The organism is Enterobacter nematophilus, assembly GCF_026344075.1.
GTDB lineage: Bacteria > Pseudomonadota > Gammaproteobacteria > Enterobacterales > Enterobacteriaceae > Enterobacter > Enterobacter nematophilus.
Genome location: NZ_JAPKNE010000002.1, coordinates 481128 through 498554, shown reverse-complemented (window position 1 = coordinate 498554; position 17427 = coordinate 481128). Strand labels below are relative to the sequence as shown.

Sequence of the window (17427 nt, the reverse complement as noted above, 5' to 3'; positions counted from 1 at the left end):
TTAACCTCTGTTGTATGTCGAATTGAGTATCGCGCGATCCTTCAGCGAAGGTGCCGCTAGCTTATTGCGGTTCAGATAGCCGATGTTGTTATTGCCCCACAGTGATTCATAAGGCATACCGGCCAGCATCTCGACGGTGGCGCGGGCGTGTGGCGTCGCTGACTCCGGCATCGCATGACCAAACTCGCGCATTTTCGCGGTCTCCTCGCGCAGCGTGCTGTGGGTCTGCAAATTGAGCTTGAAGCGCAGGGAAACGAGGAAGCCGCAGAACAGCACCAGGATGGTGCCCACGCTCAGAATCATCAGAATGGTGTGGCTCACTTCCGCAGGCTGTACCTTCTGACCGCTGACAAAGCCGGACATTTGCATCACGATGCCCACCAGCATCACCGCACCGGCCTGAGATGCCTTACGGGTCAGGGTCATAATGCCAGCGAAAATCCCTTCGCGGCGCTGGCCGGTGATCGCTTCATCCACGTCAGCAATGTAGGTATAGGTATTCCACGGTACGTAGTTGATACCGCCGCGGCCAAGGCCGGCAATGGCAGAAGCCAGCAGAAGCAGAGAATAGATATCGCTTAGTCCCGCATAATAGAGTACGGCGTATGAAATAGAGGCCAGGCCAAACAGCACCACCACCATGCGGTAGGACGGCGCAGGCCCGAAGCGAATACACAGCGGGATCATCCCGATCACGGCGAGGAACTGGAAGATAGCCATCGTGCCGAGCAGGTTGGACGCCATTGATGCTTCCTGCATCAGCACAAACACCACGTAGTAGGTAAAGACTGCGTTAAATACGTCCTGCGCGATGTAGCCGCCGAGGTACATCCCCAGATGCTGGCGGAAAATCTTGATGCGCAGCGTCGAGCTTAATTCGACAAACAGACGATTGATGCTCTGGCCCAGCGTCAGTTTCTTCTTCTCTTCTTCGGCACGCAGCGCCGCTTCAGACCACTCCTCACGCGGGCGCTCCCAGGTAAAGAACCAGACAAAGGTCAGCATCAGCGCGCACAGCACGGAAAAGACCAGGCTTGCGTAAAAGAAAGAGACGGCGTTGTCTTTCCCGAATTGCGTGAGCAGGATCCCCGGCAGGAAGGAGGCCAGAATGGCGGACATTTGCGCCATAGAAATACGCGCCCCGGAAAACTTGGTTTTCTGTTTGAAGTCGTCGGTCATTTCCGGCACCAGCGTCTCGTAAGGCACGAGAATCATGGTGTAGACAATATCAAACACCAGATAGGTCAGCAGGTAGTACCAGAAATTCATGTCCCCCACCCACATCAACGAGTAGCTGAACACGCACGGAATACCCAGCAGGATAAAGAACTTACGGCGACCAAAGCGCTTTCCAGGCCAGGTTGTACCGAAGTTATCCGTCAAAAAACCCATTAACGGGCTGACAACGGCATCCAGCACCCTCGCAGCGGCAAAGATGAAGGTTGCTTCAATCGGTGTGAGTCCACAGAAGGTGGTATAAAAATACAAAAGCCAGGCCGCCGTCAGGGCGGTAGTACCCGCCCCGAGAAAATCGCCTGACCCGTAAGCAAGGTAATTTGCGAGTCCAATTTTACGTGTTTTCATTGCCGTCAACCCTAATCAATTTTAGGAGACTCCCTGTAAGCAAACCTCGTCCGGGAGTTTTTACACGGCTACAGTAAATGCATCGACTTCTTCATACCTTTCTGTTTCTGCCATCACAAAGAGGGTGAATGGCAAAAATGCAAAGAGTATCGTCACGCGTGTCACTGATTTATAAAACAGTGTTTCTGTTGCATCAAAAGGTGAGGTCAATTTTGCGAGCCAGCCATCAGAATTGCCTGACGGCTGGTGAAAAGGCAGGCGGTTAGCGGTAGTTCACGATGACAGAATTGCTCTGCACCTTCAGCGCCGGCATTAAGCGTCCCCCGCCCGGTACTTCCCAGATAAAACGCAAAGGTTCAACGGCCGGCACGCCGTTGAACGCCTGCGTTGTGCCATTTTCGCCGTCGATTTCCGTGCAGCGGCTCTGTGTGCAGAGGCGCACCCGAAGGCCGGCTGGCGTTGGGCCAATCAGCCTGTAGTTCCACACCACCATCCCCATCAGACCAGAAACCGTTTCAGAAGGCGACAGCGGACCAGAAGACATGGCGACACCGCGGTTGCTCAGGGTCACGCCCATGCTGCTTGCCTGCCAGCTCCCTTCCCCGGCAGCCTGAGCCGCCAGCGGGAAGAGCAAAATCCATAGCCATTTACCCATCATTTTCCTCCAATCGTTGCCGTCATGCGGATATGGCGGTTATCCGACAGTTCCAGATTCGACAGCACAACCAGCTGGTTCAGGCTGCGGCGCAGGAAGCGTGACAGCAGCGGGCGCAGCGCGTGGTTGACCAGCAGCACCGGCGGCGCGCCCAGCATCTCCTGACGCGCCAGCGCCTCCTGGGTCTGCTCCAGCAGACGATCCGCCAGGCCTGGCTCCAGGCCACCGCCGCCCTGTAGAGCCTGCAGCAGCAGGCGCTCAAGCGGCGTATCGAGGCCAATTACCTGGACTTCGCCGGTTCCCGGGAACCACTGCTGGGTGATCGCCCGCCCCAGCGCCACGCGCACCACCGCCGTCAGCTCGTGCGGATCGCTCTGCAGCGGCGCGTGCTCGGCAAGGGTTTCCAGAATGGTGCGCATATCGCGGATCGGCACTTTTTCCTCGAGCAGGTTTTGCAGCACCTTGTGCAGCGTGGTTAACGTCAGCACGCCCGGCACCAGGTCTTCCGTCAGCTTCGGCATCTCCTGCGTTACGCGGTCGAGAAGCTGCTGCGCTTCCTGACGGCCAAACAGCTCTGCCGAGAATTGACCAATCAGATGATTAAGGTGGGTTGCCACCACGGTACTGGCTTCGACAACCGTATAACCCTGAATTTGCGCCTGCTCTTTCAGCGCGCTTTCAATCCAGATTGCCGCCAGGCCAAAGGCCGGATCGACGGTTTGCTCGCCCGGCAGCGTGCCTGCTGCAGTGCCAGGGTTAATGGCCAGCCAGCGGCCAGGGTAGGCATCACCGCTGCCAATTTCCACACCTTTCATCAGAATGCGGTAGCGCGCGGGCGGCAGGTCCATATTGTCCTTGATGTGAACCACCGGCGGCAGGAAGCCCATGTCCTGGGCGAATTTTTTACGGATACTGCGGATGCGCCCAAGCAGCTCGCCATCCTGCTGGAAATCCACCATCGGGATCAGGCGATACCCGACCTCCATTCCCAGGGAATCTTCCAGCTGAACGTCGTTCCAGGTCGCTTCTACGGCCTGGGTATTCTCCGGCATTTTCACCGGAACCGGATCCGCGGCCGGTTTGGTCTCACGGCCACGCATCCACCAGGCCAGCCCCAGCAGCCCCGCCGTAAACAGCAGGAACACGAGGTTTGGCATCCCCGGCACCAGGCCGAGCAGCCCGAGCACCGCAGCCGCCAGCAGCATGACGCGCGGGTTACTGAAGAGCTGGCCCACCATCTGCTCGCCAACGTCCTGATCGGTACTGACGCGGGTCACAATAACACCCGCCGCAGTGGAGATAACCAGCGCCGGGATCTGGGCGACCAGACCGTCACCAATGGTCAGCAGCGTATAGCTCTCCGCCGCGCGGCCCATGTCCATACCGTGCTGCAGTACCCCCACCAGCAGGCCGCCGACCACGTTAATCACCATGATCAGGATGCCCGCGATGGCATCGCCGCGCACAAACTTACTCGCACCGTCCATGGAGCCGTAGAAGTCCGCTTCCTGAGTCACTTCCGCGCGGCGCTTTTTCGCTTCATCTTCGGCGATAAGCCCGGCGTTCAGGTCGGCGTCGATCGCCATCTGCTTGCCCGGCATCCCGTCCAGCACAAAGCGCGCGCCCACTTCCGCGATACGCCCCGCACCTTTGGTGATAACCATAAAGTTGATGATAACGAGGATAACGAACACCACGATACCGATAGCGAAGTTCCCGCCTACCAGGAAGTGGCCGAAGGCCTCGACCACCTTACCCGCCGCTGCCGCACCGGTGTGGCCTTCCATCAGGATGATACGCGTGGAGGCCACGTTCAGCGCCAGCCGCAGCAGGGTGGTAAACAGCAGAATGGTCGGGAACGCGGCGAACTCCAGGGTGCGCTGGGTGAACATCGCCACCAGCAGCACCATAATGGACAGCGCAATATTGAAGGTGAAAAGCAGATCGAGGATGAACGCCGGGAGCGGCAGTACCATCATCGACAGAATCAACAGGATGAGGATCGGCCCGGCAAGGATCTGCCATTGGGTCGATTTCAGGTTGCCGGGCAGGCGCAACATTGCCACCAGATTAGCCATCAGTGTCCTTCTCGTTCATAAAATCCAGCGCGGCAGGCACCGGAAGGTTCTCAGGTTTGACGGGCCGTTGACCGCCGGCCAGACGCCAGCGCTTCAATTGCCATACCCAGGCCAGCACTTCCGCCACCGCGGCGTAGAGCTGTCCAGGGATCTGTTGTCCGATATCCGCGTGGCGGTAGAGGGCGCGCGCCAGCGGAGGCGCTTCCAGGATCGGCACGCGGTTTTCGGTGCCAATTTCCCGGATGCGCAATGCAATCAGCCCCGCCCCTTTCGCCACCACTTTCGGCGCGCTCATTTTGTTTTCGTCATAGCGCAGCGCCACGGAATAGTGCGTCGGGTTGGTAACGATGACGTCCGCCTTCGGCACATCTTCCATCATGCGGCGACGGGCGGCGGCACGCTGCATCTGGCGGATGCGCCCCTTCACGTGCGGGTCACCTTCCATCTGCTTATATTCGTCGCGGATGTCCTGACGCGACATTCGCAGTTTCTTGAAGTGGGAATAAAGCTGGAAGATAACGTCAAAACCCACCATCGGAATAATGCTGAGCACCACCAGCAGCGCGCAAAGCCCGACCAGGTTCAGCGCATTGCTCATCGCGGTAAGGGGCGACTCGCTGATAAGGCGCATCATTTCGGGCCAGTGGTACCAGAGGAAAAATCCCGCAGAACTGCCCATCAGCACCGATTTGAGAATGGCCTTGAGCAGCTCGGCCCCGGTCTGCGCCGAGAACATTTTCGCAATGCCCGGGAGCGGGTTCAGTTTCGAAAATTTGGGTTGCAGCGATTTTCCGCTAAAGACCAGCCCGCCCAGCATCACCGGGGAGACCAGCGCCACCAGCACCACGCCGGTAATCAGGGGGAGCAGCGCAACCATGGCCCCTTTTATCAGCTGAATAATCTGGCTGAGGATTAAATTCGGGTCGTTGACCATGCTGTGGTCAAAACGTAAGCCGGTGGAGAGCATCCCCGCCAGCTTGCGGGCGAGCGACTCCCCGCCCCACCAGATAATGCACACCCCAACGATAAGGATCAGCAGGGAGGTCAATTCTCGGGATCGGGGGATCTGCCCTTCCTCACGCGCTTTTTCAAGTCGGTGGGGTGTGGGGGCTTCCGTTTTGTCGTCGTTCTCTTCTGCCACAATGCATGCTCAGCCCATTACGTCACGGGTATCATGCCAGTCCCCTGCCTCATCAATGGGCTGAAAAAGCCCTATAACCGCGTTCTTTTATCCAGTTCAAAGCCAGGCTAAGCACAAGCAAAGAGTAAGAATGGAGGAATAATGATCGATCGGCTCCAGAAAGCCGTTTTTTAGCATGATTTTTTATTGAAAATGAACTTAGCAAAAGTTAATTATGACCTATGACGCTTAATATTCAGAAAAGAATTCTCACAAAACGCCATCATTTTTAATTATTAGATTATTAAAGTGCTAAATCCATGTAAATTTAATAAGTCAGGGATATTTATCATATAAGTCTCATTAATTTACAAAAATCCCCACGAGCATTAGCATATATAATATGTATTTTGCCCTGCGCTTACCTGAGGAAAATTACCCGCTATACTTCGGAACGGCGTAATTTGACCTCCCCCTCAAATTGCATGCCCTATATTTTTAAACTCAGGAAATTTTGCAGATGGACTTCAAAAATAACATTATTGCAGGTGTTGTGCTTGCCACCATTTCGATGGGTACTTTTGCTGCCGAAATGAACGCAGGGACGATTCACTTCACGGGTCAAATTATCGAACCTAGCTGTACCATTGAAGGCGATAATGGTACAGACAGTACTGTGCCTTTAGGGACGTATCCAAAATCGGTATTTACTGAAGTCGGTAAAGAAACCGATCTTATGGATTTTACTATCACGCTCGCAAATTGCCCGCTTAAAAGTGATGGCCTCCCTGCTGTACAGTTAACATTTAATGGTCAAACAACTCTAACAGGTTCAACGACTTTGCTGGATGTCAGCAAAATCACCACCGAGGGTGAAAAAGCCGCAACAGGAATTGGTATCGCTGTAAGTCCTGCCGGTGATGCAACAAAATTCATTGCTTTCGACGGCAGTGAAGAGCAGGTCAAGATCACATTGCCGACGATAAAAGACGATCAAATTCATGCAGACTTCACAGCACGCTACAAATCCTTTGCGGCGACTGTTGAGCCGGGGGCGGCAGATGCCGATCTAACCGTGAATATTCTTTATCGTTAATATCAGCAATTAACGCATTCTCTTATTAAACATTTTTCAGGCGCATTTACCTGGAAAGAAAACGCCGGTAATAGCTCAAAAACAGGGCTATTACCGTTAATTTATGAGTTAATGATTGCAGGCTTTTTTTATGCGCAAACTACCGCACATATTCTTCTGTCTTATGTTCAGCTTGAGTTCAATTAGTCATGCAGCGGGTATTCAGATTGGACGCACACGCATCATTTATAATGCGGACAAAAAAGAGATTGCCCTGCCACTGGTGAACAAGGACAACACTCTGCCCTGGCTAGTACAGTCATGGACGGATACGGGTGACGGTAAAACGCGCGGCCCCTTCATCATTACCCCACCGCTTTTCCGTCTCGATCCTCAAAAAGAACAAAGTCTTCGCATCGCATGGAATGGCACCGTATTGCCAGACGACCGTGAAAGTATTTTCTACATGAATATTCGAACCATTCCAGCGACGGCAAAAGAGGACAGCGATAAAAATGTTATGCGGTTGATCTATAAAACGCGGCTGAAGCTTTTCTGGCGGCCAGATGGTTTAAAAGGAACGCAAGGAGAAACCTGTAAAAACCTGCATTTTAAGCGGCAAAACAATGAGCTGCAGGTGATCAACGAGGGTGCGTACTACAGTACGTTTGACAGCTTATATGTAGGCAACGCAAAGGTTGAAAGGGCCGATATGGTAGCCCCCGCTTCCGCGATCTCCGTTGACCTTCCAAAAAATATCGCAGGAAACCGCGTGAGCTGGCGCTGCATCACCGACTATGGAAATGCCTCAGATCAATACACCTCCACATTGGTTCAGGAATAAAACGATAATATGACTAAGGGATTACGTCTATTCCACGATAAATACAACGTACCAAGTGCGCCTGTACTCTGCTGCATCAGCGGAGCGTTGCTGCTGAGCTCCGGTAATATCTACGCACGTGAATATCTTTTTTCGCCTTCCTCGCTTGAGGGCGATGCACTCACACAGCAAGATATCGACCTTTCGCTCTTTTCAAAAGAAAATAGCCAACTTCCTGGCCGCTATTCATCGCATATACGTATCAACACGATGCGGCTGCGCGATCAAGACATTACCTATAAAAGTAGCGATACAGGTGAACTCATCGCGCAAATATCCCCTGACATGCTGCGTCAATGGGGAGTCGATGTAGACAAATACCCCTCACTGGCAAAGCTGGAGGGGCAAACTCCACTGACAAAGCCTTTGTCTGACTTTATCCCGTTCGCATCATCTTCACTCGATTTTAGCGAAATGACGCTCAATTTGAGTATTCCTCAGGCGGCATTACTAAGCGACAGCCCAGACTTTATCGCTCCTTCCCGGTGGAATGATGGCGTCCCGGTGATGTTCGCAGATTATGCTTTTTCGGGCTCTCAGCACAAAGACAGCGCAAAGAATGCGACTTCCAGCCAGTACCTCAATTTGCGAAGCGGTGCCAATCTTGGCGGATGGCGGTTGCGCAATTATTCAACATGGAATAATACGGAAGATGCTTCGAGCTGGGATTCCATCAACACCTTTCTCCAGCATGATATTGACGTTCTAAGAGCTCAGTTCACAGCGGGTGAAAACAGCACTCGCGGTGAGGTATTTGACAGTCTGCAATATCGCGGGGTCAATCTGGTGTCTGATGAAGAGATGCTGCCCTACAGCCAACGTGGATTTGCACCCGTGATTCGCGGCATCGCAAGCTCGAATGCCGAAGTCTCGGTACGGCAAAACGGTTATCTCATTTATCAGCAAAACGTGGCTCCCGGGGCATTCGAAATAAACGATCTTTACTCTACAACCAATAGCGGGGACCTGGAGGTAACGATAAAAGAAGCCGATGGTAGCGAACACCATTTCACCCAGCCTTACTCAAGCATCGCGGTAATGCAGCGGCCAGACCATCTGAAGTATGAATTCACAGCGGCACGGTATCGTGCTGACAGCGGGAGCGATCAAAAAGAGCCGCTGTTTGTACAGGGAAGCGTTATTTACGGCCTTAATAATACCGTCACGCTGTTCGGAGGATTGACCGCATCTGAAGATTATCAGGCGCTCAACAGTGGCGCGGGCATCGCTTTGGGTCCATTAGGCTCACTTTCAGCAGATGTGACGATGGCAAAAACCCGTCTCGATAATAATGACGAGAGCACGGGGCAATCCTATCGCCTACTGTACTCCGGTAAAGTTGATACCACGGGCACCAATTTCACCCTGGCCAGTTATCGCTATTCTACCAGCGGATATTATAGCTTCGCCGATGCCACGCAAAAATATGATGACAACGAAGACAACTGGCTATACCGCTATAACAAACGCAATCGCATCCAGGCCAGCATTAGCCAGAATGTATTAGGCAGCAGCGTTTATCTGAACGGCTATCAACAGGATTACTGGGGGACCTCGCTGAAGGAACGTAACCTCTCAGCCGGATTTAATACGGTTGTAGATGGTATCAGCATGCATATGGCCTACACCTACAGTAAAAACAATGATGACAGTGCCGACAGAATGGTTTCTTTTGGCATCAGTATGCCGTTAAGTAGATGGCTTCCGCGCGCCTGGAGCAGCTACACCATCAGCAATACCAGGCATGGTTACACCCGCCAAAATTTAGGTATTAATGGAACGCTGCTAGACGATGAGCGTATGAGCTATTCACTTCAGCAGAGTCGTTCTAATCACGACGGAGAGGACACCAGTAGCGTTTATAGCAATTATCGTTCGCGTTACGCCAACCTGAATGTGGGCTACTACTATTCTTCAGACAACACTCAGCAGTTCAACTACGGTGTTAGTGGTGCCGTTGTTGCACATCCCCACGGCGTCACGCTTGCTCAGCCATTAGGCAATCAATTTGCCATCGTCAATGCCGAGGGTGCCGAAGGGGTTCGCTTTAAGAACCAGCGCGGTATTCAGACGGACTGGCAGGGAAATGCGGTCATTCCGTCACTTACTCCCTACCAGGAAAACCGTATCCGCATTGATACCACTAGCCTTCCGGAAGATGTTGATACAAGCGAAACCGCCATTACGGTCATCCCCTCACGCAGTGCTGCGGTCGTAGCGAGCTTTGATGCCCACGTTGGCTATCGTGCGTTGATCACCCTCACGCGTCCTGACGGCCGAAATGTCCCTTTTGGTGCTATTGCCAGCGTTAGTCAGTCCGACATCAGTGGGATCGTTGATGACACCGGAACACTCTATCTCGCCGGAATTGGCGAGGAAAGTCAGGTGAAAGTGAGTTGGGGAAACGCTACTGAGCAGCAGTGTATCGCTCATATCTCCCTCAATTCATCGCAGGGGTTAACCGGCCCAACGGGGATCCGCTATGCCCGAGTTATTTGTCAGCAGGAACAACAGCATGTTAACTAACTTCAAAATGCCCCTTGCCCTTCTTGTTAAAGTGACAGTCGTGTCTCTCATGTTGTCCTTTTCTGTTCATGCCTCGACGGTTCTAAAAAATTGCTTTAGCTCACCTCAGGATTATACCGTTAGCTATGAACGTGAACTGAGTGCAGCAGAAAACATTGCCGGGAGTGAAATTGTGGACAACATGCACCTTCTCGGTAATGGGGCAGAGATGGAGGCTAACTGCAGTTGCGTCAGTGATATGGAAGAGTCCACCAGCGTTATGGAAATGACGTTGGCCGGAAGCCCATTAAATGCAGGTGCCAGTGGTTACGGCTATCTGAATGACGTACTGGATATTCATGTATCCGGTTACAGCGATGCCATTAACTCTCCGGACGGCGCTAATTTGACGAAGCTAGAGGTATTCCAGTATCCGACGCCTCGTTCTTCCATGCAAAAAAAAGTTGAAAACATTAAAACAACAGAAGGTACTGCCAGTGTGTGCAGTAACGATACTCGTCCTGCTGGCGAACCCCGTCCCAAACGCATGTTCAAATGGAACGTCATCGCGGCTAATTTTCTGATCAAGAAACCTATTCTTGGGGTCATCTCGTTCCCTCCGACCCTGGTCGTTCAGAACTATGCCTGCATCTATATTAGCGGTAGTTGTGCCCCGTCTGATGCAGAATTGGTCTCTAACATTTGGTTAAGCGGGACTATTTCTGCACCGTTGAGCTGTACGATCAACGAGGGCAGTACTATTGAGGTCGATTTCGGTGAACTGGTGTCCAGCCAGTTTGTTGCAAAAGGGCAGCAACCAAAAGGCTATACGCTGAAAGATGTCGATATCTCTTACCACTGTGACGATAACGCCATAGGGAGTGACGACAGAATCAAGCTTACCCTTACCGCAGACCAGGGGGTCGTCGACAGCAGCGACCCGGTTATCGCCAAAATGGTTGGCCGGGAGGATATTGGCGTGAAAATTTATAATGAGGACAATCTTAACATTGCGCTGGATGGGACCTACGAGTTCCCGGTTACAATAGACGAGCAGGGAAATGGCCTTGTACGCATCAAAGCAACACCGGTTAGCACCCGCAATGAGAAACCTCAACCCGGTAGTTTTGAAGGTAACGTGACGGTGAAAATGGATCTGCGCTAACCGAAACACCCTCAGGTTGACGCCGCAACCTGAGGGTAATCACAGTTATCAGAAGCCGAGGCTGTCCAGCAGGTCGTCCACCTGGTCCTGGCTTGCCACCACGCCCGCCTTGCTGGCGTCGAGCTGCGGCCCATTGAGCAGGCTTTCGTTCTCGCGTTTTGGACGGGCAGCCGGTTCCGGGATGTTCTCCAGCAGAACCATCAGCAGCTGGCGCTCAATCTCCTGGATCACATCCATCATGCGCTTGATAACCTGACCGGTCAGGTCCTGGAAATCCTGCGCCATCATGATGTCCAGCAGCTGGGCGTTGGTGAAGCTGGTGTGTCCCGGCACATCCCCCAGGAACTGACGGGTGTCGGTGACCAGCTCGCGGGCATCCGCCAGCTCAATGGGGTTCTCGAACCACTCATCCCAGCGCTGGGTCAGGGCTTTCGCGCCCTTTTCCATCGCGTCCTGGTGCGGCTGTGACGCTTCAACGCTGTTCAGCGCACGCTCAGCCGCCTGAGCGGTCATCTGCACAACGTAGTCCAGACGATCGCGGGCGTCCGGGATCGCTTCCGCCGCTTCGGCAATGGCCTGATCCAGCCCCAGTTCACGCAGGCTGTCACGCAGCATGCGCGTCAGGCTGCCGATGCGCACGATGATGTCGCTCGGCGAGTGTTCTTCAACGGGTTTCATTGCAGGTTGCATCATCACCAACACCTCACATGCCGAGTTTCTCGAAGATCTTACCGAGCTTCTCTTCCAGGGTCGCTGCGGTGAATGGCTTCACCACGTAGCCGCTTGCGCCCGCCTGTGCAGCGGCAATGATGTTCTCTTTTTTCGCTTCTGCAGTGACCATCAGCACCGGCATAGACGCCATGCCCGCGTCCGCACGAATCGTTTTCAGCAGCTCCAGACCGTCCATGTTCGGCATGTTCCAGTCGGAGATCACGAAACCAAACCCGCCAGCCTGCAGTTTGTTCAGCGCATCCACGCCGTCCTCTGCTTCTTCAACGTTGTTGAAGCCCAGCTCTTTCAGCAGGTTGCGCACAATGCGACGCATGGTGGAAAAGTCATCCACAACCAAAAACTTAAGCTCTTTATCCGCCATAAAATAATACTCCTGAGTCAAATACGTATTGCCTGTCCGGCACTGATTTTCGCCAGCATCTGCTGGCTTACCTGGCTAAGATCGACCACTTCGCTCACGCCACCCATATTGATGGCCTCGCGCGGCATGCCGAACACCACACAACTTGCTTCATTCTGCGCAATCGTCCAGGCGCCAGCCTGGTGCATTGCAAGCATTCCGGCGGCACCGTCGTTGCCCATCCCCGTCAGGATCACCCCAACGGCGTTGCGCCCCGCATGTTTCGCCACCGAATGAAACAGCACATCCACCGACGGACGGTGCCGGTTGACCGGCGGTCCGTCATGAATTTTGATTTGATAGTTAGCGCCGCTGCGCGCCAGTTCCATATGCTTGTCGCCCGGGGCGATATACGCATGGCCCGGCAGCACGCGCTCGCCGTCTTCCGCCTCTTTCACGCTGATCTGGCACAGCTTGTTCAGACGTTCGGCGAACGAGCGGGTAAAGCCTGGCGGCATATGCTGAGTAATCAGAATACCCGGACTTGAAAGCGGCAATGGCTGGAGTACATGGCGAATTGCCTCTGTTCCTCCGGTTGACGCCCCAATAACCAGCAGTTTTTCCGAGCTGAGTAACGGTCCGGCCTTCAGGGTTGCCGGCGCGGCCATCGGTTTGTGGGCCGCGAGCTTCGCGCGCGATGCGGTACGAATTTTTTCGGCAATCATCTCGCTGTACGCCAGCATCCCCTCGCGAATGCCGAGCTGCGGTTTGGTGACAAAATCCACCGCCCCCAGCTCCAGCGCGCGCAGTGTGATCTCAGATCCTTTCCCGGTCAGGGAGGAGACCATCACCACCGGCATGGGCCGCAGCCGCATCAATTTCTCCAGGAAATCTATGCCATCCATGCGCGGCATCTCGACATCCAGCGTTAGCACGTCGGGGTTATATTTTTTAATTAAATCCCGCGCTACCAGCGGATCTGGCGCAGTGGCCACCATCTCCATGTCGCTGTGGCTATTGATGATTTCAGTCATGATCTGGCGCATCAGCGCTGAATCATCGACGGACAATACCCTGATTTTACTCATGCTTTTTCCTTACTCAGCGCATATACCGTTTGCCCACGCAGGCTAAACTCACGCGCGAGGTTGCTGAAGTTTTCCGAGTGCCCGGCAAACAGTAAACCGTCAGGCTTGAGCAACGGAACAAACCGACGCAGAATGTCCTGTTGCGTCGTTTTATCAAAATAGATCATGACGTTACGGCAAAAAATGGCGTCGAAAGGACCCGGCACGTTGTACTGCTTATCGAGCAGGTTAACGGGCGCGAATTCGACGCAGTTCGCCAGCTCCTGGCGTACGCGAACCAGGCCTTCATGCGGCCCCGTACCGCGCATGAAGTAACGCTGCAGCTGCTGCGGCGACAGCGTTTTCAGCTCGTCCTGGCGATACACGCCGTTGCGCGCCTTCTCCAGCACCTCGGTGTCGATATCGCTGGCGTAGACTTTCCAGCGCCCCGGCGCCATGCCCAGCGTGTCTGCAAGGGTGATCGCCAGCGAGTACGGCTCTTCGCCCGTCGAGGCGGCCGCACTCCAGACGCGATACTCCCCGGTGCGACGCCGCGCGTGCTCGGCCAGAACCGGAAAGTGGTGGGCTTCACGGAAAAAGGCCGTCAGGTTGGTGGTTAACGAGTTAATAAAAGCCTGCCACTCCGCGCTGTTCTGGTTCGCTTCGAGCATGCTCAGATAGCGGCCAAAATCATCCAGCCCCAGCGTACGCAAGCGCCGCACCAGCCGGTTGTAGACCATGTCCCGCTTATGATCCGCAAGCACGATCCCCGCACGCTGGTAGATTAACTGACATATCCGACGAAAATGCGCGTCGGACAGCGCGAGGCGCTGTGTCATCTGCAACAATAATGACGTTTGCCCAGGGGGCATTGGTGATGTCATAGCGCCTTCTTAATTACATTCAGGATACAACTGGCACGGCCTGCGACCGCCCGACTTCTGTTACTGCTTCAACGTGCTCTTTCACATTAAATACCGCGACCAGCCCGGTGAGACGATCCGCCTGGCTGGCCAGCTGATCGGTTGCCGCTGCCGCTTCCTCAACTAACGAGGCGTTCTGTTGCGTCACCTGATCCATCTGGCTGACGGCCTGAGCCACCTGCTCAATGCCGCGACGCTGTTCGTCCGACGCCGAGGCAATCTCGCCCATGATGTCGTTCACCCGCGTCACGGAGGTAACGATTTCGTGCATGGTATGCGCCGCCGTATCCACCAGGGCAGACCCCTGCTGGACGCGAGAGACCGACTCTTCAATCAGGGTCTTAATCTCTTTCGCCGCGTTGGCGCTGCGGCTCGCCAGGTTTCGCACTTCACCGGCCACCACCGCAAACCCACGCCCCTGCTCGCCGGCGCGCGCCGCTTCCACGGCGGCGTTCAGCGCCAGAATATTGGTCTGGAACGCAATACCGTCGATCACGCTGATGATGTCGCCGATTTTCTGCGAGCTGGCGGCAATCTCCTGCATGGTGCTGGCCACGTGAGAAGCCTGATCGCCCCCTCTCTTCGCCGTCATCGCCGCCTGCTTTGACAGGTCAGACGCCTGGCGGGCGTTATCGGCGTTCTGGCTTACCGTCGCGGTCAGCTGCTCCATGCTGGCCGCCGTCTGCGCCAGCGACGCCGCCTGCTGCTCGGTGCGGGATGAGAGATCGTTATTGCCTGCCGCAATCTCTGAGATCCCGGTGTGCATGGCGTAACTGCCCTGGCGCACGTCAGATACCGTTTCCCGCAGCGATCCCTGCATCGCCTTCAGGCTGGCGAAGATCGCCGAAATTTCGTTCCTGCCAAATACCGCCACCGGACGCGCCAGATCCCCTTTCGCAATACTGTCGAAGTGGCTGCTGATAATCGCCAGCGGCTGCACAATCATTCTGCGCGCCCAGAGCAGCGCCCCGCCGGTCAGCAGCCCCGCCAGGATCACGACGACGGCAAAGATAACGCCGGACATGTGATAGCTGGTGCGGCTCGCTTCACCTGCACGCTGAACAGACCGGTTAATGTCCTGCTGCCACGCGTTAAAGCTGGCGTCAAACGCGGCCTGAGACGCCTGAACCGGTGCGGTCATAAAGTCCGAAAGCTGGTTGTTCTCAAGCCAGGTCGCCTGGTGGTCCAGATCGCTGTACCACTGCTCAAAGTTCTTTTTCATGGCCGCCTTCAGCGCTTTCTCTTTCTCGCTGTCGGCCGCCTGCGCCGTGAAGGCCTTAAACTGTGCGTCTGCCTGCTTCAGGCTGTCGCGCGCCGTTGCCATCAGCGCCTTAATGTCATCCGGCGGATAGCTGAGCGCGGTTAAGGTTCCTGCCTTGTTCAGCGCAGTGCTTGCCTGCAACAGCACGGCACGCGTTTGTGCCAGTGCGGAGCGCTGCTGATTACTCGCCTCAACGTCCTGCAAATTCTGATAGCCATCGCGAAACGCCCAAAAAGACAACCCGTTACTGCCAACCTGCAACACACCGCAAAGGATCAGAATCAAAAACAGTGTGGTCGAGATACGAATACGATTTAACATCCACGCTCCCATCAAGCGGCAAGCAGCCGCGGTTTAATTGTCAGTCAAAATGTTTCCCAGTTTTCATCTTGTCCGGTCGTTGCAGCACGCGTGCGGGTGACCGCCGGGTCGGCGGCTGGCGCGCGGTACACCGCGTGCGGCGTGACCGTATTTCCAGCGAGTGAAGCGAGACGAAACGCCGAGACGGCCATCTTCAGACGGCTCGCCTGGTCTTCCAGGGCAGCGGCCGCCGCAGCGGACTCCTGCACCAGCGCGGCGTTTTGCTGTGTCACGCGATCCATTTCCGATACCGCCAGGGCAACCTGGTCGATACCACGACTCTGTTCATCGGACGCAGAGGCGATTTCACCCATGATGTCCGTTACGCGGGTAACGGCATTCACGATGTCATTCATGGTCTCCCCGGCGCTTTCCACCAGCACCGAGCCGGTATCCACGCGGGAGACGGAGTCTTCAATAAGGGCTTTGATCTCTTTTGCCGCGTTGGCGCTGCGGCTGGCCAGGTTGCGCACTTCCCCGGCCACCACCGCAAACCCGCGCCCCTGCTCGCCCGCGCGCGCCGCTTCCACGGCGGCGTTGAGCGCGAGGATGTTGGTCTGGAAGGCAATGCCGTCGATAACGCTGATGATGTCGGCGATTTTCTTCGAGCTGTCGGCGATTTCGTGCATGGTTTTCACCACGCCATCCACCACGCGCCCGCCCCGCTGTGCGGTCTCGGAGGCGCTTTCCGCCAGCTGAGACGCCTGGCGGGCGTTATCGGCGTTCTGCTTCACGGTTGCGGTGAGCTGCTCCATGCTGGCGGCCGTCTCCTCCAGCGCCGACGCCTGCTGCTCGGTACGGGATGAGAGATCGTTATTCCCCATCGCGATTTCGCTGGTGCCGGTATAAATAGCCTCGGATCCGTTACGCACGTTGGCAACGGTCTCGATCAATGAACGCTGCATGTGGTCGACGCTGTTGGCCAGCTCGGTGATCTCGTTGCGTCCGGAAACGGTCAGCGTTTTGGTCAGATCGCCAGAGGCAATCTCACGGATATGGGCAATGACGCGGCCGAGAGGGTTCAGCAGGATATGGCGAATGCCGTACCACACAGCAAACAGCACAATGACCAGCGCCAGGGCCAGCACCGCCATCTGCCATTTCGCAAAGCGGTAGTCATTCTGGCTTTCAGTAAAGGCCGAGTGGTACAGATCGCCGCTGGCCTTCGCGTATTCCCCCAGCGCCGCGCCGAGTGCGTTTTGCATCCCCTGCGTGGGCTGTGCGAAGTAGGCATCCATGTTGCCGCTCTCCAGGAACTGGATCAGCTCCGTCAGCCCGGCATAGTAGGCGCTGTATTTTTCATCAATGTTCTGGCTCACCTGCGCCATCGCGGGCTGCGGTGCGATCTGTTTGAAGGCGGCGTAGTGTTTTGCCGCGTCGGCCAGCGTGGCCCGGGCATTTTTTAGCAGATCGGTTTTCGCGCTGCTCTGCTGATTGTTCGGATCCATCATCATGCGCGCGGACGAGCGGCTCAGGTTGATGCGCGTTTGCAGCATCAGATCCCACGTTGACGTAAGCTCACTCTGCTGAAGGCGGAGATCGTTCGAGGCGGCGAAGCTGTCCTGGTTCTGTTTTAACGACGAGAAAAAAAGCCCGCCGGAGATAAGCTGAAGTAGTGCGAAAATGACCAGCACCATCATCAGCATTGTGACAACGCGGATACGGTTCAACATACAACA

14 protein-coding genes are annotated in these 17427 nt (G+C 55.2%); 4 read left to right on the top strand and 10 right to left on the bottom strand.

Annotated elements, in window-relative coordinates:
* From OSH03_RS09015 to flhB, 4 genes are all read right to left on the bottom strand, one after another.
* Nucleotides 1–1584, bottom strand: a complete 1584-nt coding sequence (locus tag OSH03_RS09015) for an MFS transporter (RefSeq protein ID WP_266178854.1) — start codon at nucleotides 1582–1584, stop codon at nucleotides 1–3.
* A gap of 262 nt (nucleotides 1585–1846) precedes the next feature.
* Nucleotides 1847–2239, bottom strand: a complete 393-nt coding sequence (gene flhE, locus OSH03_RS09010) for a flagellar protein FlhE (protein ID WP_266178930.1) — start codon at nucleotides 2237–2239, stop codon at nucleotides 1847–1849.
* The gene (flhA, locus tag OSH03_RS09005) at nucleotides 2239–4317 is read right to left on the bottom strand and encodes a flagellar biosynthesis protein FlhA (protein ID WP_061097861.1); all 2079 of its coding nucleotides are present in this window, start codon (nucleotides 4315–4317) and stop codon (nucleotides 2239–2241) included. The genes flhE and flhA overlap by 1 nt, the downstream gene beginning before the upstream one ends.
* A complete protein-coding gene (gene flhB / locus OSH03_RS09000; protein WP_041909432.1) occupies nucleotides 4310–5458 on the bottom strand; it encodes a flagellar biosynthesis protein FlhB in 1149 nt (382 codons plus the stop codon). The genes flhA and flhB overlap by 8 nt, the downstream gene beginning before the upstream one ends.
* Before the next feature lie 499 nt (nucleotides 5459–5957).
* On the opposite strand from flhB, the gene OSH03_RS08995 reads away from it, so the two are divergent.
* The 4 genes from OSH03_RS08995 (at nucleotide 5958) to OSH03_RS08980 (ending at nucleotide 11065) form a co-directional block, all read left to right on the top strand.
* Nucleotides 5958–6533 carry a fimbrial protein gene (locus OSH03_RS08995; protein WP_061097859.1) on the top strand — a complete coding sequence of 192 codons (576 nt, stop codon included), beginning with the start codon at nucleotides 5958–5960 and terminating at the stop codon, nucleotides 6531–6533.
* A 130-nt stretch (nucleotides 6534–6663) separates the two neighbouring features.
* A complete protein-coding gene (locus OSH03_RS08990; protein WP_266178853.1) occupies nucleotides 6664–7356 on the top strand; it encodes a fimbrial biogenesis chaperone in 693 nt (230 codons plus the stop codon).
* Nucleotides 7357–7365: 9 nt separating this feature from the next.
* Complete coding sequence (locus OSH03_RS08985) at nucleotides 7366–9921, top strand: fimbria/pilus outer membrane usher protein (protein WP_266178852.1); 2556 nt, start codon at nucleotides 7366–7368, stop codon at nucleotides 9919–9921.
* Nucleotides 9911–11065, top strand: coding sequence for a fimbrial protein (locus tag OSH03_RS08980; RefSeq protein WP_266178851.1), 1155 nt, complete (start codon nucleotides 9911–9913; stop codon nucleotides 11063–11065). The genes OSH03_RS08985 and OSH03_RS08980 overlap by 11 nt, the downstream gene beginning before the upstream one ends.
* Before the next feature lie 48 nt (nucleotides 11066–11113).
* Here the strand turns inward: OSH03_RS08980 and cheZ are convergent, their stop codons facing one another.
* Genes cheZ through tar form a run of 6 tightly spaced genes read right to left on the bottom strand, consistent with a single transcriptional unit; the run spans nucleotide 11114 to nucleotide 17421 of the window.
* On the bottom strand, nucleotides 11114–11758 hold the full coding sequence (gene cheZ / locus OSH03_RS08975; RefSeq protein ID WP_028013643.1) for a protein phosphatase CheZ: 645 nt from the start codon (nucleotides 11756–11758) through the stop codon (nucleotides 11114–11116).
* A 10-nt stretch (nucleotides 11759–11768) separates the two neighbouring features.
* A complete protein-coding gene (cheY, locus tag OSH03_RS08970; RefSeq protein WP_008500431.1) occupies nucleotides 11769–12158 on the bottom strand; it encodes a chemotaxis response regulator CheY in 390 nt (129 codons plus the stop codon).
* 17 nt (nucleotides 12159–12175) lie between these two features.
* Complete coding sequence (locus tag OSH03_RS08965) at nucleotides 12176–13225, bottom strand: protein-glutamate methylesterase/protein-glutamine glutaminase (RefSeq protein WP_014884341.1); 1050 nt, start codon at nucleotides 13223–13225, stop codon at nucleotides 12176–12178.
* On the bottom strand, nucleotides 13222–14088 hold the full coding sequence (gene cheR, locus OSH03_RS08960; RefSeq protein ID WP_014884342.1) for a protein-glutamate O-methyltransferase CheR: 867 nt from the start codon (nucleotides 14086–14088) through the stop codon (nucleotides 13222–13224). The genes OSH03_RS08965 and cheR overlap by 4 nt, the downstream gene beginning before the upstream one ends.
* A gap of 19 nt (nucleotides 14089–14107) precedes the next feature.
* On the bottom strand, nucleotides 14108–15709 hold the full coding sequence (gene tap, locus OSH03_RS08955) for a methyl-accepting chemotaxis protein IV (protein ID WP_061097855.1): 1602 nt from the start codon (nucleotides 15707–15709) through the stop codon (nucleotides 14108–14110).
* Between the two features lie 44 nt (nucleotides 15710–15753).
* The gene (gene tar / locus OSH03_RS08950) at nucleotides 15754–17421 is read right to left on the bottom strand and encodes a methyl-accepting chemotaxis protein II (protein WP_266178850.1); all 1668 of its coding nucleotides are present in this window, start codon (nucleotides 17419–17421) and stop codon (nucleotides 15754–15756) included.
* Between the last annotated feature and the right edge of the window lie 6 nt (nucleotides 17422–17427).

Excerpts from the sequence above, each read along its gene's own strand:
- OSH03_RS08995 (WP_061097859.1), top strand. The coding sequence starts at position 5,958 with ATGGACTTCAAAAATAACATTATTGCAGGTGTTGTGCTTGCCACCATT.
- OSH03_RS08990 (WP_266178853.1), top strand. The coding sequence starts at position 6,664 with ATGCGCAAACTACCGCACATATTCTTCTGTCTTATGTTCAGCTTGAGT.
- OSH03_RS08965 (WP_014884341.1), bottom strand. The coding sequence starts at position 13,225 with ATGAGTAAAATCAGGGTATTGTCCGTCGATGATTCAGCGCTGATGCGC.
- OSH03_RS08980 (WP_266178851.1), top strand. The coding sequence starts at position 9,911 with ATGTTAACTAACTTCAAAATGCCCCTTGCCCTTCTTGTTAAAGTGACA.
- cheR (WP_014884342.1), bottom strand. The coding sequence starts at position 14,088 with ATGACATCACCAATGCCCCCTGGGCAAACGTCATTATTGTTGCAGATG.
- OSH03_RS09015 (WP_266178854.1), bottom strand. The coding sequence starts at position 1,584 with ATGAAAACACGTAAAATTGGACTCGCAAATTACCTTGCTTACGGGTCA.
- flhA (WP_061097861.1), bottom strand. The coding sequence starts at position 4,317 with ATGGCTAATCTGGTGGCAATGTTGCGCCTGCCCGGCAACCTGAAATCG.
- OSH03_RS08985 (WP_266178852.1), top strand. The coding sequence starts at position 7,366 with ATGACTAAGGGATTACGTCTATTCCACGATAAATACAACGTACCAAGT.
- cheZ (WP_028013643.1), bottom strand. The coding sequence starts at position 11,758 with ATGATGCAACCTGCAATGAAACCCGTTGAAGAACACTCGCCGAGCGAC.
- tap (WP_061097855.1), bottom strand. The coding sequence starts at position 15,709 with ATGTTAAATCGTATTCGTATCTCGACCACACTGTTTTTGATTCTGATC.
- flhE (WP_266178930.1), bottom strand. The coding sequence starts at position 2,239 with ATGGGTAAATGGCTATGGATTTTGCTCTTCCCGCTGGCGGCTCAGGCT.
- tar (WP_266178850.1), bottom strand. The coding sequence starts at position 17,421 with ATGTTGAACCGTATCCGCGTTGTCACAATGCTGATGATGGTGCTGGTC.
- cheY (WP_008500431.1), bottom strand. The coding sequence starts at position 12,158 with ATGGCGGATAAAGAGCTTAAGTTTTTGGTTGTGGATGACTTTTCCACC.